Below are 23,950 nucleotides of genomic sequence, written 5' to 3'. Positions count from 1 at the left end.
AAGCCACCCAATTGGGTGGCTTTTTTTATTTATGTATTGAGAAAAGTAAGTTATTTCATAAATTTATGAATCAATAATGTTATACTAGCTACCCAAACATTCTGTAAATTGACAGAATGTACATTAGCATAGCTATCTGTACGATGAATTTATCGGCATAGATATTTGATTATATTGAGATTTTCTGAGCGATAGCATTTATTGTGTATCATCTAAAATTCAATATTTATCTGATTGATGATAAGAGTTTATCCAGCGGCGCTTATTGCTACTGCATTTTTTTAAGACGACACGAGCATTTTATATGGCGAACGATATCAAACACCTGCGTAACATTGCAATTATTGCCCACGTTGACCACGGTAAAACAACTTTGGTTGATAAATTATTACATCAATCTGGTACTTTTGGCGATCGTGCAAATATTGCTGAACGTGCAATGGATTCAGGTGATATTGAGCAAGAACGTGGTATTACTATTTTGGCTAAAAATACAGCCATTCGTTGGACAGATCAGACTTCAGGAACTGAATACCGTATTAATATCGTTGATACCCCAGGTCACGCCGATTTCGGTGGTGAAGTTGAGCGTGTGATGTCAATGGTTGATTGCGTACTTTTGGTTGTTGATGCTGTCGATGGTCCGATGCCTCAGACTCGTTTTGTAACGCAAAAAGCATTTGAACAAGGTCTAAAGCCGATTGTTGTTATCAATAAAATTGACCGTCCTGGCTCACGCCCTGATTGGGTAATGGATCAAATTTTTGATTTGTTCGATAATCTAGGTGCAACTGATGAGCAGCTTGATTTTCCAGTGGTTTATGCATCAGCGTTAAATGGTATTGCAGGTTTGGAAGCAGATGATTTAGCTGATGACATGACGCCACTATTTAAAACTATTGTTGATGTTGTACAGGCGCCGCAAGTTGATGCAGACGCACCATTCCGTATGCAGATCTCAAGCCTTGATTACAATAGCTTCGTCGGTGTGATTGGTATTGGTCGTATCCAGCGTGGTAAGGTTAAAACCAATACACCAGTTACTGTCATTGATAAGCATGGTAAGACACGTAACGGCCGTATCTTAAAAATTATGGGCTACCATGGCCTTGATCGTATTGATGTTGAAGATGCACAGGCTGGTGATATCGTTTGTATCACAGGTATCGATGCGCTTAATATCTCAGATACGATTTGTGATCCTAATAATGTTGAAGCATTACCAGCATTAACAGTTGATCAGCCTACCGTATCAATGAATTTCCAAGTAAATAACTCACCATTTGCTGGTCGTGATGGTAAGTTTGTCACTTCACGTAATATTCGTGAGCGTCTTGAGCGTGAATTGATTCATAACGTTGCACTACGTGTAGAAGACACTGAATCTCCAGATAAGTTCAAAGTATCAGGTCGTGGTGAGCTTCATCTATCTGTACTTATCGAGAACATGCGCCGTGAAGGCTTTGAGATGGGTGTTTCAGGCCCAGAGGTTATCGTAAAAGAAGTTGATGGTGAGCTACAAGAGCCGTATGAAAACGTTGTCTTCGATATCGAAGAAGAGCATCAGGGTTCTATTATGGAGCAGGTTGGTCTACGCAAAGGCGAGATGACCAATATGGAGCTTGATGGTAAAGGTCGTATGCGTATTGAAGCGACAGTACCAGCTCGTGGTTTGATCGGTTTCCGTTCTGAGTTTTTAACATTGACTTCAGGTAGTGGTATCATGACGTCAAGCTTCTCGCATTACGGTCCACAAAAAATCGGTGATGTGGGTGGTCGTTCAAACGGCGTATTGGTTTCTATGGCAAATGGTACTTGCCTAGGCTTTGCACTGTTTAACCTACAAAAACGTGGTAAATTATTTGCTGAGCCACAGCTTGAAGTTTATGAAGGTATGATTATTGGTCTTAACTCTCGTAACGATGATATGACGGTTAACCCAACAACCGGTAAGCAGCTGACTAACGTACGTGCTAGTGGTACTGATGAAGCGTTGACGTTGACGCCAGCAGTTAAGTTCACGCTTGAGCAAGCGCTTGAGTTTATTCAAGATGATGAGCTAGTTGAAGTAACACCAAAAGCAGTACGTATCCGTAAACGCTATCTGACTGAAAGTGAGCGTAAGCGTCATGGCCGTAGTAAGAAAAATGCATAATATCGACAGTATAAACTACTCAATCTTTTAGAGCGTTGATTTTCAACACCAAAATTTAATGTCTTTTAGACATCGGAGTAGTTAAAGAATTAGCAGTATAGGGTGAGCTATAGTGGTTCACTTTATACTGCTTTTTTTGTTGTAATTTTGAAAAAATAAATACTAAATGAACATTAGTTTTGATGTGTTCAATGATTAACGTTAGAGTGAAGTATGATACTGATTATATAAAATATCTATACGCCTATAGATAATTCTTGAGGAGAATACAATGAGTATGGTTTCAGAATTTAAAGAATTTGCTCTAAAAGGCAATGTGATGGACTTAGCAGTTGGTGTTATCATTGGTGGGGCTTTTGCTACCATCACTAAATCATTGGTAGATGATATCATTATGCCAATTGTTGCTTTCATTGTAGGGGGCGAGATTAACTTTAAAAATATGCTTTTGGTATTGGGTGATGTGCCTAATGGGGTTGCTATGACCTACGATGCACTCAAAGAAGCTGGCGTTCCTGTATTAGCATATGGTAGCTTCATCACTGTACTCATTAATTTTCTAATTTTAGCTTTTATTATTTTTATGATGGTTAGAGTAGTAAATAAAATGCGTCGTACGGAAGCTGTAGAGGAAGCTGTAGTAGAGCCATCAGAAGAAGTACAGTTACTGCGTGAAATCAGTGCTAAATTAAGTAATACTCATATTGTAAAATAATAACGTACGGTTTGTTTAGTGGTAACAAAAAAGGCTAACTTTACGTTAGCCTTTTCTATTGTCTATTCACAAAGTCATATTTTTTGATTTATGCTAAAAACGATCAAACACAGTAGCTTATGGCGTGACAACCACGTAATCGTTAGTATTAATCAAAATCTCTGATGGTTGGTCAACGACAATACGCACAGTATTATTGTCAATAACTTGTGATTTATAATAGTTGTCTTCAGCAACTGTACAGCCTAAACATCTTCCCATAGCATCCCAAGGCTCAACGAATAATTTTTGCTGCGCTTGATCGGCATTTCCACCGATAAGAGAGAAGGGTAGGCTCACGATATAGGCTGCGGTACCAGCCACAGCATTGACCAGTTGTAATGGTTTACCAACAATCGTATCTACTACCATCGTCTCATACGAAGGGCCAAAGTCAGTTTCGTCTATTTCTATGGCTGCAAAAGTAGGTTGCATACTAGTAGCCATTAACGCTAAGGAAGTAAAGACAGGAAACAACTTTTGCTTAACTGCACGTTTGTTTGTGGCTTTAACCGTCATAACGATATCCTAAAATTTACAATTAGTATGATTAATGGCTGCTGCTGTCTCCACATAGGAATATCGCGGCAACGACAGGTAAGGTAAGTATTACGGAAGAATAAATAGTGCGCACTATTTTTGTAAGCGCTAGCACTATTAAAGCAAGATGTACGCCAATAAGCAACAAGAATACATGGGATATTCTTATGTGAGTAAAAAAATATATCAAACTAGATTGTATTTATTTTGAAAATAGTAGCAGATTTGTCTTTAGTTAAGGTAAAAAATCATATGACCACTAATTAAGCTTAAGCTAGCGGCTGACAATTTGGACAATAAACGCTGGCTCTACCATTGAGCTTGACATTTTCTAGAATGGTATCGCATTTTAGGCAATGCTCTCCTTGCCGACCATAGACATTTAAAGTCTGCTGAAAATAACCGGTTTGACCACTCGCGACTGTGAAATCTCGTAGCGTTGAGCCACCAAGTTTGATAGCCTTTTTTAATATATCTTTAATATTGTCAACTAAAATTATTAGCTGCTCAAGTGATAGTTGATTGGCTGGGGTAGCAGGGTGAATACCTGATAGGTAGAGGCTTTCCGTCGCATAGATATTACCGACACCTACCACGACTTTTTGTTCCATAATGACAGATTTGATAGCTCGTGCGATGGACTGTGCTCGTTTGGTCGATGGTTTTTTGTTAGAGCCTGTATTGTTATGATCTTTATCGGATAAGTTATTACGTTGAATAACGTTATAAAGATATTCTGCGGTAAAATCTTCTGAGAGTGGCTCAGGGCCCAAGTGGTCCAGTAATTTGCTACCGTAATCTTCATACCATAATACTGAGCCAAATCGTCTTGGATCGTAATAATGTAGCTGAGACTTTGCATTTTCAGAATCCCTAAATACTACTATTAGATGATCATGTTTACGTTTGTCAGTGCCATAATTGTGCTGCTGTAAACTACCTGACATGCCTAAATGAATCAAAAGCTTAAGTGGTGCTACCATGGCATCATTATCATTAAGCACTGTGGGCAAAAATTTAAGAACAAGATATTTTGCTCGGCGTTCAACGCTATCTAACGTGTAGTCAGCCAGATTACTTAAGTCATCTGGCATCGCCCAACGTAGCTTGGGTTCAAAGACCTTTATGTCAATCACATGTTGTCCTAATAAGGGTGCAAGGCTAGTCTTGGTGGTTTCTACTTCTGGCAATTCGGGCATGGTGTTTTATGACAACTCTATTTTTGAGTGAATAATTGGTAGCTTAGCATTTCAACTAAGCCACAGCGCGACGAGCATGTAAGACACCGTGCTGTTGCTCTAGTTTCGCCAGTAACTTAGATAGATGCGCTAGCCCTGAAACTTCGATATGAAATTTCAAAAAGGCGATATTGTCATCGTTACTAAGCGTTTCAACTTTGCGGATATTGACGTTCTCTTTATCAATAATCTGTGTCAAATCACGCAACAGCCCGCGTCTGTCATACGCCTCTACGTGGATATCAACTGGCTGATAGCGACCAGATTGTACTTGCCAAGCTGCCTCTATTTTGCGCTCAGGATCACGCTCGACCAAACGCAGATACTCAGGGCAACCGCGGTTATGAACGCTGACACCTCGCGATAAGGTAATGTATCCGGCAATTGGCTCACCATGTACAGGATGGCAGCAGCCTGCTAAATTGATTTCAATATTATCCAGACCGTCGATACGGATTTTGTAGGCATCGAGCTTGCTCGCATCTCTAGTATCGACGTGCGGTGCAAAGTTCTCTGGTGGTATCTCAGGTTCTAGATGCAGCTGCCTAGAAATATGGCTGGTTAGCTGGTTGAGACCGATATCACCTGTGACGAGCCCCACGATAATATCATCGGTCGTATTGACGTGGAAATGCTGGATATAGTCATTTAAGTCAATGCTATTGGGATGCACGGATAGGCGCTCAAGCTCTTTGCTAAGCATCTGACGACCTATTTCAATATTCTTATCACGGTCTTGTTTGTTGAACCATTGACGCAGTTTTGAGCGTGCGCGATTGGTATGAATATAGCCCAGTGAGGCGACTAGCCAATCACGATTGGGCTCACGCGATGCCTTAGTGATGATCTCAACTTGTTCCCCTGTTTTTAGCTGATAAGTCAATGGCACATAGCGCTGATTAACTCGGGCTGCCTGTGCACGGTTACCAACTTGGGTATGCACATAATAGGCAAAATCGAGAACGGTTGCACCTTTTGGTAGCTCGGTGATGTCGCCGTCACGGCTGAAAATATAGATACGCTCGAGCTCATCAAAATCAACGAGTTGTTCTTCTTCGTCAAACTCCATGTCATCTAGCTCTTCGCCTGTCATGACAGCTGAGCGCGGCTGGTTACGGGTCTCGTTGTTAATAGACAGTAGCTGACGTAGCGAGCTGATTCTTTGATTTAAGTAATTGTCTTTTTTATTCTTCAGGCCTTCTTTGTAATTGACATGTGCGCACATGCCAAGCTCCGCCTCAAAATGCATCTCCTGAGTACGAATCTGCACTTCAAGCGATTTGTTTTCGGCAATGACGGCGGTATGTAGTGAGCGGTAGCCGTTTGACTTTGGGTTGGTAATATAATCGTCAAATTGCTCAGGAATATAACGCCACAAACCATGTACCAAGCCTAAGACGTGATAACAGTCTGAAGGATTATTGACCAATACTCGTAATGCACGAATATCATAAAGCTGGTCAAAGGATAAACCTTTGAGCTTCATTTTGCGGTAAATAGAATAGATATGCTTGACGCGTCCGGATACTTCGCCCTCAATGCCAGCATTCGCTAATGCCTCATTGAGCTTGTCTTCTACACGCTGAATATAAGACTCGCGTTCGCTTCGCTTTTCGGACAGTAGCTTGGCAATCTCTTTGTACCTATCGGGCGCAAGGTAGCGAAACGCCAGATCCTCAAGCTCCCATTTAAGCTGCGCGATACCTAGGCGATGCGCTAATGGGGCGTAAATAGTCATGACCTCACGCGCGACACGAGTTTGACGCTCTGGCCTAGAAAACGTCAACTCACGCATGGCAAAGGTACGCTCTGCCAACTTAATGAGTACCACACGCACGTCGTTGGTGACAGAAATGAGCATGCTATAAATATTTGATAGCTGGTCACGCTGATTATTGACGAAATGATCTTCTAAGCGTTTATTGCTCTCAATAATCTCTGAGAGTTTCCCCATTGCTAAAGTGTCTTTAACAAGGGCTAGGATATCCGCACCAAAATTTTTCTCAACTTCAGCAAGACTAATGATGGATTTGCGTGCACTGCGATATAGCATGGCAGCAACAAGCGCATCTTCATCTTGATAGAGATAGGTCAATATGTCTGTCATGCCAATACCAGTGACGTAAGCACCTGAGCGCTCAGATTCACTAGTATTCATGTGACTACGGATAAACTCACAAGCAGCACTCAGATGAGGTACAGACTCTTGTCCGATACGCTTCGCCACATTGTCGAGCCACGTAGGTACATCAATATTGGCTTGATCTAAATCAATGGATTCGAGCTCTTCATCTGAGAGCGTATAGGTGTTGTCCAGATACTCGTTTTCAAGCGCGGGGTCGAGGCCATCATAAGTATGTGCCGCTGATCGATCAAACGTAGTATGTAGCTTGTGAGTTGACAGCTGGTATTTGATATCGAGAGGAATCTGGGCGTAGCTGTTGGCAGATTGGTGAGAGCGTTGGCTCGCTACCAATTGCGCCGCCAGTGTGGCACTGTCGGCCTGCGTGGTTTGTCCATCCACCAACGGTAACCCCTCACGAATTTTTACCATAGCCGACTCCTCTTAGCTATTTTGAATTGATTATAACCTCATCTACTATGCACACACTCTGAATGAACGATTCATAAAGTGCCAGCTATAAACCAATACAACTGCTAAAAATCTTATTTTTAGCAGCCATAAAATGCGCGTAAAATATATAAAGCTACGAGTACAAGTGCTGCTTATACGGCGATATACAGTATAAGCAGATTGTTTACTATTATCTCACTTTGAAAGGACAAATCAAGCGAGGCTCTGTAATGACTGTGGTTAATTATGTGAAATAGCCGTGAGTTATAGGCAAAATATTATCCAAGCTTGGATTCAGTGTTGCGGTCATAATACGGCTACTTAAGAGGCTATTACGAATCATAAGATACGTATAAAAATCAGCTGTCTACTTTTTCAAAACGAGCGATAGACTCGACGTGTCCAGTATGGCAGAACATATCCATGACACCCGCATGCGTCAAGCGATACCCTTGCTCTAGTAATGCTTTGGTATCGCGGGCGAGGGTTGCTGGATTACAAGAAACGTAGACGATACGCTCAGCGTTGAATTTTGGCAAATACTGCATAATCTCCCAAGCACCAGAGCGCGGGGGGTCGATGAGTAAGGCGTCAAAACCCTGATTGGCCCAAGGTTTGTCAGTGCAATCTTTTGTCAAATCTTGACTATAAAATTCAGTATTGCTGATACCGTTACGACGAGCATTGTCAGCCGCACGCTTGGTCATGGCCTCACTACCTTCGACACCCACCACAGAACCTGTTTCACCAACAAGACGTGCTAGCGGCAGGCTAAAATTACCCAAACCACTAAACAGATCCAGTACTCGCTCACCTGCTTTTAAATCTAATAAGTCGCAAGCCAGCTTAGTCATTTGGCGATTGACAGATAAATTGACTTGGGTAAAGTCAGTAGGAATAAATTCAAAGGTCAAATCATATTCTGGCAGTTGATAATACAAGCGACCGAACTGCTCGCTTAGATCATCTGCCTCTGTCAAAGCGATACGTTCAATACTATCAGCGCCTTTTGACTGTAGATATAGCTGCCAATTGCGCGCTGCAAAGAATGCTTTTAATTTGTCTATATCAGCCTCTGACAGCGGCTCTAAGTGACGCACGATTAGTGCAACAGGTTGATTGCCGTCAGGCAATTCTGGCAATTGCTCACCCATCGCAAGCTCAAGCTGAGCAATCTTGTCACGGCTCTTTAGCGTGCTGATGAGCGTCTTTAAGTTCTCAATCTCAAAACCGATGCGTGGGTCTAAGATATGGCACTCATTGAGCTCTGCCAAAAAGTTACTTGAGCGCTCACGAAAGCCGACCAGCGCGGTTTCTTTTTTGACGACATAGCGCACGCCTAGACGAGCCTTGGTGCGATAGCCAAGACGATCACCTACGACAGGTGCTAGCCAGTTATCAGGTTCTACATTGGCTTGATGCATGAGCATCTCAGCAAGTACGGACTGCTTAAAGTTTATCTGTGCCTCTGGCTCCCAGTGCTGCAAGTTGCAGCCGCCGCAGACGCCAAAATGTGGACAAGGTGGCACTGCGCGCTCTGGATTGGGGTTGGCAGTAACCTCTATAGCATCGCCTTCCTCAAAACTGGCACGGCTATTGGTTATTTTGACCAAGGCGCTTTCACCTGGCAACGCAAAACTGACAAAGACTGTTTTGCCATGCTTGTCTTCAGCATGGCCATCATCAACCCCAAAACCATTGCCATAGATGGCAACACCGCGACCGTCATGCGACAATCTATCAACGGTAAAAGGAATCGGCTCTGCGTCTTTTAGACGGCGGCGCGTTTTTGATGATGGCTTAGATTTCTTCTTGCTGGGCGGAATAGCAATCTTTTGGCTATCATTCGTTTGAGTAACATTGTTTTGCGGTGTCGCATCAGTTGCTGTCGACGTTTTGGAATCGGTGGGTTGCATAAACCTGCCTTAATAATAAATAACTATAAGAGGAGAATAACAAACTGCTGATAATACGGTTTCTATAATTTGGGTGCCGATGACCAGTCAGCAATGAACTCTTGATGTCGTGGACTACCATCGGCTTGGGTATATTGTGCTAGATAGTCGTAGCTCTGCTGTTGCCACGCATCAAAATCTGGTGAGGACAGCTTTCCTGTCAGACGTAGCCAACGAAGATAGATGAGCCAAGTGTTCATCACATCAGACTCACAATAGATGGAGAGTGTCTGCCAATCACCACTACTGACGAGCGCGCCCACCATGCTACCATCAACGTCAGTTTTGCCCGGTAATCCATATAAACTGGCGACGATATCCATGGCCTCGCGGCGACTGGCACCGTACTGACTAAATCTGTCCATCAAATCAAGATGACGTGTATGGAAGCGATTGACATAATTGTCAAAGCGCATATTTTTGATACGGTCGCCTTCTTCAAATAACCATGGCGCTGACAAATCATACTGCATAGCGCGATATATCAGCACAGGTATGTCAAAGCCTGAACCATTCCAGCTGATGAGTTGTGGCAAGGTCTCAAGATCATTGAATGCCCGAAAAAACTTGGCAAGAATGTCTTTTTCGCTAAACTTATCCGCGGTCAATGAAAATAGCGATAACTTGCCATCTTTGATATATAAAGCGGAAATACAGACAATGCGCTGCAATGGCAAGCGCATAAAATCGTGTCCTGCTTCTTGGGTGCGTATCGCCGTTAACGCGCTCAACGTATCTGCATCATTAAGATCGGCCAATTGTGGATAGATACGCCGTGCGCCATCGATATCGGCGACCGTCTCGATATCGAAAACTAGTATAGGGTCGGACGGTAGAGCTTGTGACATAAAGAATCCTGCATTTTTATAAGCTTACTATAGCTGCGTTATCTGCATCATTATCGATATGACTGTCATCAACATTGTATAAACCTGTCGATAAATAACGGTCTCCACGATCACAGACGATAAAGGCAATGACGGCATCAGGATTATTTTTGGCGACTTGCGTTGCTGCCCATGCCGCTGCACCTGAGGACACTCCAGCAAAAATACCTTCAGTTTTTGCCAGTTTGCGCATGTAGACTTCAGCGATACGCTGATCGACATCCATGATCTCATCGACCAAGTCTGCGTCAAAAATACCCGGCATATATGCAGCAGGCCAACGGCGGATGCCAGCAATAGAAGCGTCTTCATCAGGCTGCAAACCAATGATTTTGACGTCTGGATTTTGTTCTTTCAAATAACGTGAGACACCAGTGATGGTGCCAGTGGTGCCCATGGAGCTAATAAAATGGGTGATTTTACCGTCAGTTTGCGCCCACAGCTCAGGCCCTGTAGTCAGGTAATGCGCTTGGCTATTGTCAGGATTATTAAACTGATCCAGTACGATGCCTTTACCATCGGCTTGCATCTGCAATGCCAAATCGCGTGCCGCTTCCATGCCTTCATCGACTTCAATCAACGTCGCGCCGTAAGCAATCATGGCGTCTTTACGCTCTTGAGTAGAGTTGGTTGGCATCAGTAATGTCATTGGATAGCCGCGCATCGCCGCGACCATGGCTAATGCAATGCCAGTATTGCCGCTAGTGGCTTCAATCAATGTATCGCCGGGTCTGATATCACCGCGCTGCTCTGCTTGATAAATCATATTAAAAGCAGGGCGATCCTTTACAGAGCCTGCGGGATTATTGCCTTCTAATTTGGCTAATAATGTGGCGCCATTTTCGATATGCTCTTGTTCAGGTAGGCGCTGCAATTTAACCAGTGGCGTTTGACCGACACAATCGGCAAGCGTGGTGACTTGAGTGATAAAGTTAGCGTTTGACATGGCCGTTGCGGACATAAGAAATCCTTATTTATTTTCTAAAATATTTTTTGGGCGATAGGCTGTGATCGAATCACTATTTTTTATTGTCTGATCATCATTTGAGACAAGCGTTTTGTGTATTGGCTTATAGTGACAGATAAACCAAAACTTAACGGCAGTAGCGTACGCTCTCATTCATCATGAGGGTAAACCATCTATTCTGGCAAATAAAAAGTTGCGTCATTATATCATTTTGTTGCTAGCTGCGCTTATTGCATAAAAGAATAATACTTGATGAAAGCGCCTTTTACTGGCAATTTTTTTAGGGACAAAAGCAGGTTTTATGGTGCCGCAACCATGCCGTTTAGTAACGTATGTATATTTGTTAGGTTTGCTTAAAGCCATATTGGTCAAAGTTTGTGTTTCATTCACCTTGAATGGGTAAACGCGATTTATAGAATCCTGTTAAGATAATCTTGAGCCATAAAAGGCGTATCATTAAAAAACAAGCTAGCAAGCTTAAGCATTTTTTATGGTAGCGTAGAGACCGTAACAAAATTCACAGACAGCATTTTCGTAGAGAGTAGAGAGTAGAGCGAGCATGGCATATAAAAAACGTTTCAATACCAGCAGTGCCTATGGGCAGCTGATCCTATTGGTGTTTTTACCCATCTGCGTGTTGGCGGCGGTAGGGGGTATTTTGGTATTTCACGAAACCATGCGTGCGAGCGATTCAGAGCAAGAGGCACTGGCTGAGGCGGTATTGATTCGTTATACACCAGTCATTGCAGAGCTGATTCCTGATTTGTTGGAGCAAGAACGTCAGCAAGCAAAAAGCAACACAGATGAGGCATCACAAAGTGCAATGACAACGCTCGAAAGCATACAGGATAAACTCGGGCGTATGCAGTCTGAGCAGCATGTACAGCGTATTGCTGTTATCAATGAAGGCAATCAAGTATTGGCGACCGTAGGCTATGGTCTGAACGAGAAATGGCCGCTAATCAGTGACTCAGCAAAGTTTTTATCGCAAAAACCAACGCCTGTAGGCACGGCATATGGCAGCGTGTTGGGTGAGTTTGAGGGGCAGACGTTGTGGCTACTGGTCGATATGGACAATGAGCCACTTTATATCGCCCGTTATCGTATCGCGATGGCGCTGGTGATTACCGGTCTGTTTACCATTCTGATTTTATTACTCAGCTTAAATATTTACTCAAAGCGTTGGATTGCACCTATCTATGAGCTGCGTTTGCAATTACAACGTACCCATGTTGATAACTTATATCAGCCTGTACCAGTAGAGTCAGATGGTGAGCTTAATTTATTACAGCAAGATTTGGTCAAGACATTTCGTCGCCTCCATAGAAGTTTTCAAGAGCTTAAGGATCATGCCGAGCAAACCGAAGACGATCTGCGTTTGGCATTTGATGAGATGGAAATGCAAAACATCTCTATTCGAAATGCGCGTGATGCTGCCATCTCGACCAGCCAAGCCAAATCCGCATTTTTGGCCAACATCAGCCACGAGCTACGCACACCATTGAACAGTATCGATGGCTTTATTAACTTGTTGGCGCGTCACGGTGAGCTCAATCCTGAACAGGATTTATACGTACAGACTATCCGCAAATCCTCAGCTCACCTACTTGCTTTGGTCAATGATGTTTTGGATTTTTCTAAGATTGAGGCGGGCAAGTTGGTGCTTGATCGTCATGAGTTTGATCTGTATGACACCATTTATGATGTGGTTGATATGCTCTCTCCTGTCTCTGCGGAGAAAGGTCTACGTATGGCTGTATTGTTCTATAACGATGTGCCCATGCGTATCAATGGCGATGCGCTGCGCCTCAAGCAGGTATTGACCAATATCGTGGGGAATGCCATCAAATTCACAGACAGTGGTGATGTGGTCGTACGGGTCAGCTTGGATGATCACCGTGATAACTATCTGATGATCAGTGTGCAAGACAGTGGTAAAGGCATTTCGCTTGCTGACCAAAAAATGCTGTTTCAGAGCTTTAGCCAAGGTGATCCGTCAATCACGCGCCAATATGGTGGTACGGGGCTGGGGCTGGTTATCTCCAAGCAATTAACGCGTCTCATGGGCGGCGATATTGGCTTTCATGACAATGCTCAAGAGAACATCGCCAATCAAGGCGCGACGTTTTGGTTTCGCATGCCAGCCCATGTCGATGTGCTAGAGGCACCAACTGGTCAGACCATTGAGCTGCCAGTATTGGCACCGCTTGCAAGCGAGACAGATGAGTTCAACGTCTTGGTTTGGATCAGTCATACCGCCTCAATACAAGTGCTGAAGGCCAGCTTGCAGTACTTGCCGATTAAGCTCACCCAAGCCAATTCATTACCAGGGGTGCTTGAGTCACTCAAAGAGCATGGCAACTTTTGGGATTGGGTCATCGTCGATGATGACACGCAAGACGATATGATGGCGTTACTCAAGCAAATCCGTCTCCATTATCAAGGCAAACTTGCTGTGTTTGGCTATCAAGTGGCGGCTAACCAAGCGCTGCTTAACCGCTATCAAGCCAATATCTTGTATGAGCCATTGGACAAAAGACAGCTATACGCAATGCTTGATACACAAAATCGCAGTATGCCAAAGAGTTTGCAAGAGCCGCGCTGGAAAGGGATTACCGTGCTGGCAGTTGATGATCATCTGCCAAATCTATTGGTACTTGATGCGCTATTGAGCGAGCTTGGCATACAAGTCATTACAGCGAGTAGCGGCTTTGATGCCATAGAGATTATCAGCAAGCAGCAAACCAAAAATGTCAAATCTGCTAAAAATGATAAGCAAAGTCTATCGAGTAAAACGCAACTCTCAAAAGCGGAAACACGCGATGAGGTCAATAAAAAATCCAGCACATCCCTGTATGCTGAAGAGAGCGCAAATGACGATAAAACAGCTACTCAAGTTAAAAATCATATTGATTTGATATTTATGGATATCCAAATGCCGCGCATGTCAGGTCATGAAGCAGCCAAGCAAATTCGCAATATTGAGGCTACGGATAGTCGTATTCCTATTATCGCCTTGACAGCCCATGGCCTAGCGGATGAGCGCGACAAGCTGATCGCCAGTGGTATCAACGACTACGTCGGTAAGCCCATCAGTCAACCTCAATTGTTACAAGTGCTACAGAAATGGTTAGGACGCCAAAACACCACGCCGCAAATAACGGCATTACCTGACACGGGCTTACAGACCTCTGAGCCGCAAACTATTGACTCGCAGCGTACGCACTCGCAAAGCATTGACGCCACAAATTCAGATTTCACAGAACTCTCAATACCGCCTACAGAATCAAAAACGGCGACTTATCCGATCGCCAGAGACAATGAAAGCGTTCGTAATAGGAATGAAATCACAGAACCGCCAAAAGTCACTCGACCATTATCACTGAAAAAAATACGCGACGACTATCTACGTGACAGTCAACCTCGTGACGACTATCGACGAGAAGCCACTCGTGAAAATCAGCCACGCTACGAGAGCTTACGCTTACATAAGCAGGGGCAAGACTCATTGCTGCATCTACCGACAGAGCTGGACGATCCTTCTGATGACGTCACAGCAAATATGGACAAAAGAGTCTATGAGCAAGCCGATCTGCATCATCAGCAAAATAGCCTCAATGCCACTAAAATTTTAGATTGGCAAGATGCACTTACCCGCTCAGCGAACAAACCTGATTTGGCAGCGAAGCTGATCATTATGATGATTGACACTATCAATGAGGAGAGGCAAGCATTGACTCAAGCTTGGGAAGCTCGAGATCGTAATCTGCTGGCACAAATTGCCCATCGTATTTTGGGCGGTAGCCGTTATACAGGAGTACCGCAGCTTCGTCAGGCCAGCCAAGACTTAGAAGATAAGTGTTTATTGAATGTCCAACATACCACGCCTGCCCAGTTTGCAATGATTGAGCCATATTATGAGGCACTACTTACCGCACTGAATAATTTACAAAACGTGGATTTATCGGCTTACCCTCAGCTCAACTATCATCGTTTGAGCGAAAATGACATGACGTGGAAAATGATTTAGAGCAGGTAATCGGACCGTTATTATGCGATGTAATAAGTGAATTGCATACGATACCGATCACTAGCAGCCAGATAATGTGTGAATATTAAAAGGCAGACGCTTGATACAGTATCGTAGCAGTCAGTTATTGCTACGGTAGAGTAGGGTTAAGCCTGCTAATATTGTGACCATCATTACTATAGTTATTTTATTCATTAATAAGGATTATTATGAACGTGGTTGCCAGTTACCAGTATGAAACATTACAAGTGCGTGTCGTAGACAATATATTAACGGTCACCTTAAATCGTCCAAATAAAAAAAATGCCATGAGCTTTCAAGTCATAGATGAGCTGATTATGGTGGCAGAGCGCATTGGCAAAGACAAAACGATACGCGCGGTTATTTTAAATGGTGCAGAAGGCACATTCTGTGCAGGTATTGATTTAGGGGATTTAAACCATCCAAAAAACCAAGTCTTTGCTATTTGGGAGCTGATTAAGCCTTGGCAAAGCTCATTCCAACGTGTCTGCTTGGTGTGGCGTGATCTACCAGTACCTGTCATCGCGGTACTAGAAGGCTACTGTATTGGCGCTGGGCTACAGCTAGCATTGGCTTGCGATGTGCGTATTAGTCATCCGGATTGCCAGCTGTCTATTATGGAAGCCAAATGGGGTTTGGTACCGGACATGGGATTGACGCAATCAGCATTTGGGGTGGTACGAGAAGACGTTCTCAAAGAGCTTGCCATGACTGCGCGCATCATTAATGCCAATGACGGCAAAGAATTAGGATTAATCAGTCATTGTAGTGAGACGCCGCTTGAGCAAGCACGACAGCTGGCGGCTGAGTTTGCTGAGCGTTCTCCTGACGCTGTGCTAGCGAGCAAACGCGTAATCAATGCGATGTATGAGCAGCCTGCAACTACTTTATATAAAGAAAAAATCTGGCAAATTAAGATGATGCTTGGACGCAATCGTAAACTTGCTCTTAGAAAAGCAAAGCAAGCCAGCACCGTATTTAGCAAACGTCAGTTCCGCTAACTTTCTTTAATTTTGGTAGATATTGTCTTAAGGATTTTATCTGAGACAATTTCGGCCTCAGTACTTAGATTAAAAGTACGCCAGACATATTTTGATAAATTAAGTTGATTGTTTTTAGTTGTTAAGGCTTGTTTCATTAGTCCCTTATGGCTATTGAAATCCGAGTGGACAGCACGATATAACACTGTCCGCTTGCACAGATTTAGATAAAGATGCACTATTGTCGTTAAAAATATCTATTTCATGCATCTTACAAGCGCTTAAGTAATCATCACTATATAAATGGTCTAACTATGTCTGCCCCAAAGTCCTCTCTACCAAATAAACCTATCACCGCCGAACGAGTACGTTCTGCTGATCTGCCTGTTGCATGGATTATGATGCTAGGATTAATGGTTGCGGTAGGACCGTTATCCATTGATATGTACCTGCCTGCGTTACCATCAATGGCAGATGATTTTGGCGTATCTACGGCATTTATGGCCAACTCTGTGCCAGCGTATTTTTTGGGTTTGGTATTCGGGCAGTTATTTTATGGGCCTTTTAGTGATCGTGTTGGTCGTGTTAAGCCTTTATATATAGGTATGACACTATATGTGATTGCGTCCATTCTTTGTGCGACCACTGACAATGAATATGTATTATTTGTAGGGCGAACGATGCAGGCATTGGGCGCTTGTGTAGGGGCAGTGGTGACCCGAGCCGCCATTCGAGATCGCCTAACAGCCAAGCAAACCGCAAAAGCTTTTTCGATTATGATTTTGGTCATGGGCTTAGCACCCATATTAGCGCCGTCGCTTGGTGCACTATTTTTACAGTTTTTTGATTGGCATTCCATTTTCTGGTTTTTGGCCGCTTTTGGTGCCCTAAATTTATTGCTTACTAAGTTTTTCTTTTTTGAGACATTGACCGAAGAAAATCGTAACGTACGTCCTGCAAAAGAGGTGCTTAGTCAGTATTGGGATTTATTAAAAGATCCAACCTTTAACTATCCAGCGATTGGTGGAGGGTTGTTGATGGGTGCGATGTTTGTCTATATCAGCTCAGCTTCTGAATTAATCATGGACACTTATGGCGTCTCGGCCACGCACTTTGGCTGGTTGTTTGGGATGAATGCGGCAGGGTTTGTTGGTTTGACTCAGTTGAACCAATGGTTGACCAATCGCTTTCGTATTTTGAGTATCTTGCGCTTTGGTGCGATGATGCAGGTGCTCTCTGCAGGCACGTTGTTTTTTGTCGGTATATTTTTGGGGACCGATGCTTGGTTGCCACTGGTGCTGGCGTGTATTTTCTTTTGTATTGCAGGCTTGGGATTGACCCAGCCAAACGCCTCAGCGATTGCGCTGGCTTTTCAAAAGCAGCGTGCGGGTATGGCAAGCGCGCTGCAAGGCTCGCTGATGTTTTCAGTGGGTATTTTTGGTGGTTTATTATTAAACTTATTCCCTCTCAATCCAGTGTTAAAAATCGGTATTGCACTTTTTGTCCTGATGAGCTTGGGTGCGTTTTTAATCTGGCAAATAGACCGTAACCTAAATCTTGACGATGCAGAGTAAGTATAAGGTTTCATCGTAAATTAAGTACTCATAAAAAGCACCCATACGTTTAGAGCGTATGGGTGCTTTTTTATGTCTGCTATTAATTTGTATATAAGATTTTCTTTTTGATAAAGCTTTTTCTACAAGTTCTATAAATATTGATAATATATATATTGTATAGATATATATGAATTATTATGTATATATAACTAATTGTATATAATTGTCAAACATTATTATTGCAATTGTAAAGTTAGGTAAGTATTATCTAACGTAACTTTCTGTAAGTAAATATTATAGGAATATTGCCTAACCTCTCTAGATTGTCATTCATTAAATTGTATAACCACGTTAATTCTCAAGGATAGATTATGAAGCAGCTATACCGAATATTACCAGTCGTTTTAAGCGTAGGTATCTTTGGATGCAGCAACTCTAGTACACCAGAAAGTACTGCTGCTGAGAACACGCCTGCAGAAGGGCAGGAGGAGTTTGTCAGTAGCCTTCCAGATTCAGCGCCAGTTTTAAAAGTAGCAACCACAGGGACCATGCCTCCATTCTCGTTCCAGGATGACTATGGCAATATGCAGGGCATTGACATTGACTCTATTCGCGCGCTTGGCGAAGAAGAAGGGTTCAAAGTCGAGTTTTATAAAGAAACATGGCAAAACATGTTCGACACAGTAGAGTCGGGCAGTCGTGATTTAGCGATCTCAGGCATCTCTTATAAAGATGAGCGTGATGCTAAGTACGGGTTGTCTCAGCCTTACTTCTTTAACCCTGCCGCCATCATGTATGCAAAACCAGAATTAAATATTAACAGCCTAGATGATTTGCAAGGCAAAAACATCTCTGCAATGGAAGGCTCTAAGCAGGTCGATCAAGCACAGCAAATGGGTAAGTACAACAACTTCTCGACCAGAACGACTGCCTTTTTATTGTATGAAGATTTAATGCAAGGCAAAGTAGATGCGATTTTGCATGATCTACCTATCTTGCAATATACGGCAAAAAACCATCCTGAGCAAAAAGTAACCATCGTTCCTTATGAAGGGCAAGACAATCCATCAGCACAGCAGGTTATTTTGATGGCAAAAGGTAATACTGAGCTCATTAACAAAATCAATGACGGTATTACCAAGCTAAAAGCGGAAGGTAAGTTTAAAGAGATTGAAGCTCGCTGGCTTGGTGAGACTACAAGTCCAACGGCTAGTGCTTCTGCCACCACTGAACAAGCAAACTAAGGGACGTTTGATATGGCTACAATAAATAATGGAGATAACAAACGTTATCGCGGCTTGATTATTTCGATTGCACTGTTTTTGTCTTTGATCGGTGCTTTGCTTGTATTTACTTTCTATACCTCAAGCTTGCTTGAAAGAAACACGGTATTGATTGATCAGACCAACCAAGTAGCAAACAGCGCACAGTCAGTTATTAAAGATTTGTTCGATTTGGATAGCAGTTACGGTGAAGATACCAGCTCGCCGCACATTCAGCGTGTATTAGAGCGTTTGGAACAGAATACAGCACTAATTAACAATACGTTGACGGCTATCGGAGAAGGCGGCACGATTACCGACGATGCTGATGGCAAAACGTACAAATTACCGAGCGTTAGCGGTAGTGCGCAAGAAAATGTACAAGCGGCAAACGAGCAATGGCAGCTACTTGAGCCTAGAATTGAAACTTACTTAAAAGATGCTGATAACGTACTGGTCGATTCATCAGATGATTTGACTCAGGCGGTAGAGCAGGCAAAAACCTCAAGTTTGCTAATGAACGAATCATTAGATGATTTGACCAACGAAGTGTTTGATGACGCAGAGCGCCAAGCCAATACCATTCGTCTAATTCAGGCACTTGGGGTTGTTGCGATTTTTGCTTACTTCTTGATCTTCGTATTCTTCTTTGTACGCCGCTTACGTGAGACCGATGCTGAGGCATTTGCTGCTCGTCGTGAAACGCAAGAGATTATGGAAACGGTAAATACGGGCCTATTCCTACTGGACAAAGACTTAAATATTGGTCAGCAGCACTCTCGCGCCCTAAACAGTATCGTTGGTTCTGATAGATTGGCAGGAGAAAACTTTACCAACGTCTTGCGTGGTCGTATTTCTGACAAAGATCTTAAGACCACTCAGCAGTTCATTGAGCAGCTTTATAATCCTCGAGTTAAAGAAAAATTGGTAGATTCTCTAAATCCTTTGCACAAAGTGATGCTACATAACAGCTCTGATGATAAAGGACTTAACAATCGCTTCTTAGACTTTAAATTCTCACGTGTTTATGAAGATAAAGACATTGCGCGTATTTTGGTTAACGTCAACGATGTGTCAGATGCCGTTTACTTAGAACAGCGTTTAGAAAAAGAACGCTCGCAAAACGATATGCAGATTGAGATGTTAACCACTATCTTGAATGTAAATCCAAAGATCATTAATGAGTTTATTAGCAACACCCAAGCGCATATCGAGCGTATGAACAACATTTTGAAAAACCCTGGTAGCTCACAATACGAGCTTGAAGGCAAACTAAATGCGATCTATCGTGAAATGCACAGCTTGAAAGGTGAAGCTTCTGCGTTGAAATTGCATAGCTTTACCAAAATCGCCTCAGAGGCAGAAGATAAGCTGCATGCCTTGCAAAATCAAGGTCAGCTATCGGGTAATGATTTCTTACAGTTGGCAGTACACTTAGATGACTTACTAAGTCTATCAAATACCATTGCGACCTTGGGTGAACGCATCAACCGCTCAGCACCACCTAAAGCGGCGACAGCCAATACGCAAGCCCCATTAAGCGATTCTGCTTTAAAAGACAGCGTGGCAAAAACAGCTGCGGTAAATAGTCAGCCAGCGAGTAGCAACAGCACTGATGGCGGTTTAGATATTGATCTAGGCGGTGAAAGTAATGATGATCGACTGTCTTTTTACAATGAGTTTGTAAAAGAGATTGCCGCTAGACAAGGCAAGCATGTGCAGCTAAAAAGCACGACACTGGCGCAAACTCACATACCGGCGCATCTTGCGAAGCCAATCAAAGAAATTAGTATCCAGTTACTACGAAACGCAGTTGTGCACGGTATCGAAGCACCAAGTGTTCGTCATTCGGCTGGTAAGACTGAAGTCGGAACGATTGACTTAGAAGTACAAGACAATGGTTCAGATGTCACACTGGTCGTACAAGATGATGGTCAAGGTATCGATTATGACAGCATCCGTAATAAGCTAAGCACAGAAGGTCGCTTTAGTGAGGAAGAAGCAAGTCAACTCAGTCAAGGCGATTTACTCAAGCAGTTATTTTCTTCTGGGTTCTCTACCAAAGAAAACGCAGATGAAGATGGTGGACGCGGGGTTGGACTTGATATCATCAAAGCACAAGTAAAAGACTACAATGGCAAGCTGAATGTGAATAGTGAGCTGGGTCAAATGACACGGTTTGTCATCACTTTACCTAAAGCTTAATTAAAAACAGTAACGATATTGTCAGGGACGACAAGCATTTCATTAAAGGTAATAGACAAGTTATGCATAAATTAATGATTGTTGATGATTCAAATATTATCAGAAACCGTATTCAGCGCGCATACGATTCAGGAAAGTTCATGCTGGTTGCTACCGCAACTAGTGGCGTTCAAGCCATTGAAAAATTTAACATTCATCGTCCTAACGTGATCACGATGGACTTGACCATGCCACAAATGGATGGTCTTGAATGTATCGAAAAAATCATTGCGATTGATCCTGATGTACGCATTTTGGTCGTATCAGCGTTGTCTGATAAGGCCACTGGTATCGAAGCTTTATCACTAGGTGCCAGCGGTTTCTTGTGCAAGCCTTTCTCAGAAGAGGAGCTCGTGGAGTCTTTGTATGAGCTGATGCAAGACTAATACCATTCATCGATTAAAGCAGATGCCATTATGAAAGAACAAAAGCTACAGATTTTTTTGAGTATTATTAGTAACTATTTTAATCAGTTTGGTGGAGAAGAGCTAATTGCTGATACGCCTTACTTGTTAGAAAACAAACAGCCAAAAGTCCACGATTATACAGGCGTTATTGGTATATCAGGTGGACAAAAAGGCGTGGTGTATTTTTCGGCAACTCGTCAATTACTGTCTTCAATATTGGACAGCATGGGTGAAGCTGATAAGAGTGAGGAAAACTACATCGATTTGGCTGGTGAAGTTGCCAACACGATTTCGGGTAATGCGCGTAAAGAGTTCGGCTCTGAATTTCATATCTCTGTGCCGTTTGTGTTCAAAGGCGCACCGCAAAGTATTGTGTTGCCGAACGATGAGCGTTCTTTTATCATTCCCATCACTTGGCACTCACAAGTTGGCGAGATTGTGGTTTGTTTGCAGGACTAATGCTGCTGTCACGTAATACAGATGGATATTAATATATTATGTTTAAAGTAGAAAAGTTGGGTGTGTTTCTAAGCTCGATCAATGCATTTTTTGCACAGATCGACGGCTCAGAAGTATCTATCGATACCCCTTATTTGAACAACAATAAAACGGCGATTGGTTTTGATTATAGTGGTGTCATTAAGATATCAGGGCCTCTTGAAGGCTGTGTCTATGTCAGCGCACCAAGCGTAATGTTGCGAGAAGTGATAAATGTGATGGGTGAGCCTGACTCTTCGATCACGATGATGAAAGACTTGCTGGGTGAAATGGCCAATACTATCTCTGGTAATGCCCGTACAGAATTTGGTTCTGAATTCATTATCTCTCCGCCGCAGATTGTTGAAAGCGCACCAAGTGTGTCTTACTTACCTAGAGATCGCCAAAGCTATATCACGCCATTCACATGGCGCGGTTACAAGGCTGTGATTGGTATCTGTATTGCATAATCTAATATGAAACCATTCATATAAAGTCTAAAGCCAGAAATAAAAAGCGATACGAATGTGTCGCTTTTTTTATTGCACCACCGATCTACTGTGTCTGTAACGCATTGAGGCACTATGAATAAACTGCTGGAGACTTTAAGGTATTATGTGGTAAAATACAGCGCAGCTATTTTTATAGTTTAGATTTGAAGTTTTTTTGAATCTGACCATAGCTTCTTTTTTAAACCAACCAATGACACACACATCATGGCAAAAAATTGCTGGGTGTTTGGCGACTTGATTAATTTGCGAACCATTAGGGCTTTAGTAATAAAGACTAGTCAGTAGCAGATGCGTGTCGCCAAATAGGCTGTTTTTGTGATGTGGAGGCATAACCCAACCAATAGGATATATTCTCATGGCTACAAAGAATCCAACCAAAATCGAAATGCGCGACTTACTACAAGCTGGCGCTCACTTTGGTCACCAAACACGTTTTTGGAACCCAAAAATGGGTCCATACATCTTTGGTGCGCGTAATAAGATCCATATCATCAACTTAGAGCACACCGTAAAAGCGTTCAACGAAGCGTTGACTTACGTAAACGGCCTAGCTGCTAAGAAAAACAAAGTATTATTTGTTGGTACTAAACGTGCTGCAAGCGGTATCGTACGTGAGCAGGCAGCTCGTGCTGGTATGCCATACGTTGACCATCGCTGGTTAGGTGGTATGTTGACTAACTGGAAAACACTACGCCAGTCAATCAACCGTCTAAAAGAGCTTGAAAAGCAATCAGAAGACGGTACTTTTGCGAAGCTAACCAAGCGTGAAGCGCTAGAGCGTACTCGCGATATGGAAAAACTTGAGCGTTCACTAGGCGGTATCAAAGACATGGGCGGCCTACCTGATGCAATCTTCGTTGTAGACGTAGATCACGAAGCCATCGCGATTAAAGAAGCCAAAAACCTAGGTATCCCAGTTATCGGTATCGTTGATACTAACTCTAGCCCAGACAACGTTGACTACATCATCCCAGCTAACGATGATGCTATCCGTGCTGTGACTTTGTACGTAACTTCTATGGCTGATGCGATCATCGCTGGTAAAGAATACGCACAAACTCAAGCTGGCGGTAAAGCTGAGCAAGCATCTGCTACTGAAGAAGCACCAGCTGCAGAAGAAGCGGCAACTCCAGCAGAGTAAATAGCTGAGTTAAAAAGTTTAACTTTGTAAGGATGTCTTGATAGTATGACTATCAGCATCCATATAATGTTATGAACAGCGTATAAGCTCATAATAGGCATGATGTAGTTTTACTCGTCATGCCTTGTTATTGAATAGCCCATTATTAACGAGGCCGTTATACATAACCGAGTAGCTAATGGGCGAGTATTATCGTTCGTACTGGCTATAGGGCTATGTTTTTAAGATGTTATCTTTTTGACATCATTG

Annotated in this window: 17 protein-coding genes; 11 read left to right on the top strand and 6 right to left on the bottom strand. The window is 42.9% G+C overall.

The window, feature by feature from the left end:
• Positions 1 to 304: 304 nt before the first annotated feature.
• Entirely contained in the window at positions 305 to 2,155 is a 1,851-nt protein-coding gene (typA, locus tag AS194_RS12455) for a translational GTPase TypA (RefSeq protein WP_058025800.1), read from the top strand.
• A 271-nt stretch (positions 2,156 to 2,426) separates the two neighbouring features.
• Positions 2,427 to 2,870: a large conductance mechanosensitive channel protein MscL gene (gene mscL / locus AS194_RS12450; protein ID WP_058025799.1), complete on the top strand. Its 444-nt coding sequence runs from the start codon at positions 2,427 to 2,429 to the stop codon at positions 2,868 to 2,870.
• A gap of 117 nt (positions 2,871 to 2,987) precedes the next feature.
• Here mscL and AS194_RS12445 read toward each other — a convergent pair whose 3' ends face one another.
• The 6 genes from AS194_RS12445 to cysM all read right to left on the bottom strand — a co-directional run bounded on the left by AS194_RS12445 (position 2,988) and on the right by cysM (position 11,065).
• Positions 2,988 to 3,428: a hypothetical protein gene (locus AS194_RS12445; protein WP_058025798.1), complete on the bottom strand. Its 441-nt coding sequence runs from the start codon at positions 3,426 to 3,428 to the stop codon at positions 2,988 to 2,990.
• A 290-nt stretch (positions 3,429 to 3,718) separates the two neighbouring features.
• Positions 3,719 to 4,648, bottom strand: a complete 930-nt coding sequence (mutM, locus tag AS194_RS12440) for a bifunctional DNA-formamidopyrimidine glycosylase/DNA-(apurinic or apyrimidinic site) lyase (RefSeq protein ID WP_058025797.1) — start codon at positions 4,646 to 4,648, stop codon at positions 3,719 to 3,721.
• Positions 4,649 to 4,703: 55 nt separating this feature from the next.
• A complete protein-coding gene (locus AS194_RS12435) occupies positions 4,704 to 7,241 on the bottom strand; it encodes a RelA/SpoT family protein (RefSeq protein ID WP_058025796.1) in 2,538 nt (845 codons plus the stop codon).
• A gap of 380 nt (positions 7,242 to 7,621) precedes the next feature.
• The gene (rlmD, locus tag AS194_RS12430) at positions 7,622 to 9,178 is read right to left on the bottom strand and encodes a 23S rRNA (uracil(1939)-C(5))-methyltransferase RlmD (RefSeq protein WP_083499699.1); all 1,557 of its coding nucleotides are present in this window, start codon (positions 9,176 to 9,178) and stop codon (positions 7,622 to 7,624) included.
• 62 nt (positions 9,179 to 9,240) lie between these two features.
• Complete coding sequence (locus AS194_RS12425; RefSeq protein WP_058025795.1) at positions 9,241 to 10,065, bottom strand: 3'-5' exonuclease; 825 nt, start codon at positions 10,063 to 10,065, stop codon at positions 9,241 to 9,243.
• Positions 10,066 to 10,081: 16 nt separating this feature from the next.
• Positions 10,082 to 11,065: a cysteine synthase CysM gene (cysM, locus tag AS194_RS12420; protein ID WP_083499698.1), complete on the bottom strand. Its 984-nt coding sequence runs from the start codon at positions 11,063 to 11,065 to the stop codon at positions 10,082 to 10,084.
• Positions 11,066 to 11,630: 565 nt separating this feature from the next.
• Between cysM and AS194_RS12415 the strand changes: the two genes are divergently transcribed.
• The 9 genes from AS194_RS12415 (at position 11,631) to rpsB (ending at position 23,701) form a co-directional block, all read left to right on the top strand.
• Positions 11,631 to 15,101, top strand: coding sequence for an ATP-binding protein (locus AS194_RS12415; RefSeq protein WP_058025794.1), 3,471 nt, complete (start codon positions 11,631 to 11,633; stop codon positions 15,099 to 15,101).
• 209 nt (positions 15,102 to 15,310) lie between these two features.
• Positions 15,311 to 16,123, top strand: a complete 813-nt coding sequence (locus tag AS194_RS12410; RefSeq protein ID WP_058025793.1) for a crotonase/enoyl-CoA hydratase family protein — start codon at positions 15,311 to 15,313, stop codon at positions 16,121 to 16,123.
• A gap of 293 nt (positions 16,124 to 16,416) precedes the next feature.
• Positions 16,417 to 17,676, top strand: coding sequence for a multidrug effflux MFS transporter (locus AS194_RS12405; RefSeq protein ID WP_058025792.1), 1,260 nt, complete (start codon positions 16,417 to 16,419; stop codon positions 17,674 to 17,676).
• A 353-nt stretch (positions 17,677 to 18,029) separates the two neighbouring features.
• Entirely contained in the window at positions 18,030 to 18,902 is an 873-nt protein-coding gene (locus tag AS194_RS12400; protein WP_058025791.1) for a substrate-binding periplasmic protein, read from the top strand.
• Between the two features lie 12 nt (positions 18,903 to 18,914).
• Positions 18,915 to 21,125 (top strand): ATP-binding protein, encoded by a 2,211-nt coding sequence (locus AS194_RS12395; protein ID WP_058025790.1) that lies wholly within the window; start codon positions 18,915 to 18,917, stop codon positions 21,123 to 21,125.
• Positions 21,126 to 21,187: 62 nt separating this feature from the next.
• Positions 21,188 to 21,550 (top strand): response regulator, encoded by a 363-nt coding sequence (locus AS194_RS12390; protein WP_058025789.1) that lies wholly within the window; start codon positions 21,188 to 21,190, stop codon positions 21,548 to 21,550.
• Between the two features lie 30 nt (positions 21,551 to 21,580).
• Positions 21,581 to 22,030 (top strand): chemotaxis protein CheX, encoded by a 450-nt coding sequence (locus AS194_RS12385; protein ID WP_058025788.1) that lies wholly within the window; start codon positions 21,581 to 21,583, stop codon positions 22,028 to 22,030.
• 38 nt (positions 22,031 to 22,068) lie between these two features.
• On the top strand, positions 22,069 to 22,518 hold the full coding sequence (locus tag AS194_RS12380; protein ID WP_058025787.1) for a chemotaxis protein CheX: 450 nt from the start codon (positions 22,069 to 22,071) through the stop codon (positions 22,516 to 22,518).
• Between the two features lie 397 nt (positions 22,519 to 22,915).
• Positions 22,916 to 23,701: a 30S ribosomal protein S2 gene (gene rpsB / locus AS194_RS12375; protein WP_058025786.1), complete on the top strand. Its 786-nt coding sequence runs from the start codon at positions 22,916 to 22,918 to the stop codon at positions 23,699 to 23,701.
• Positions 23,702 to 23,950 lie beyond the last annotated feature (249 nt).

This window comes from Psychrobacter piscatorii (assembly GCF_001444505.1).
GTDB lineage: Bacteria > Pseudomonadota > Gammaproteobacteria > Pseudomonadales > Moraxellaceae > Psychrobacter > Psychrobacter piscatorii_B.
The sequence above is the reverse complement of the archived record's forward strand: the minus strand, read 5'-3'. Positions and strand labels throughout refer to the sequence as shown.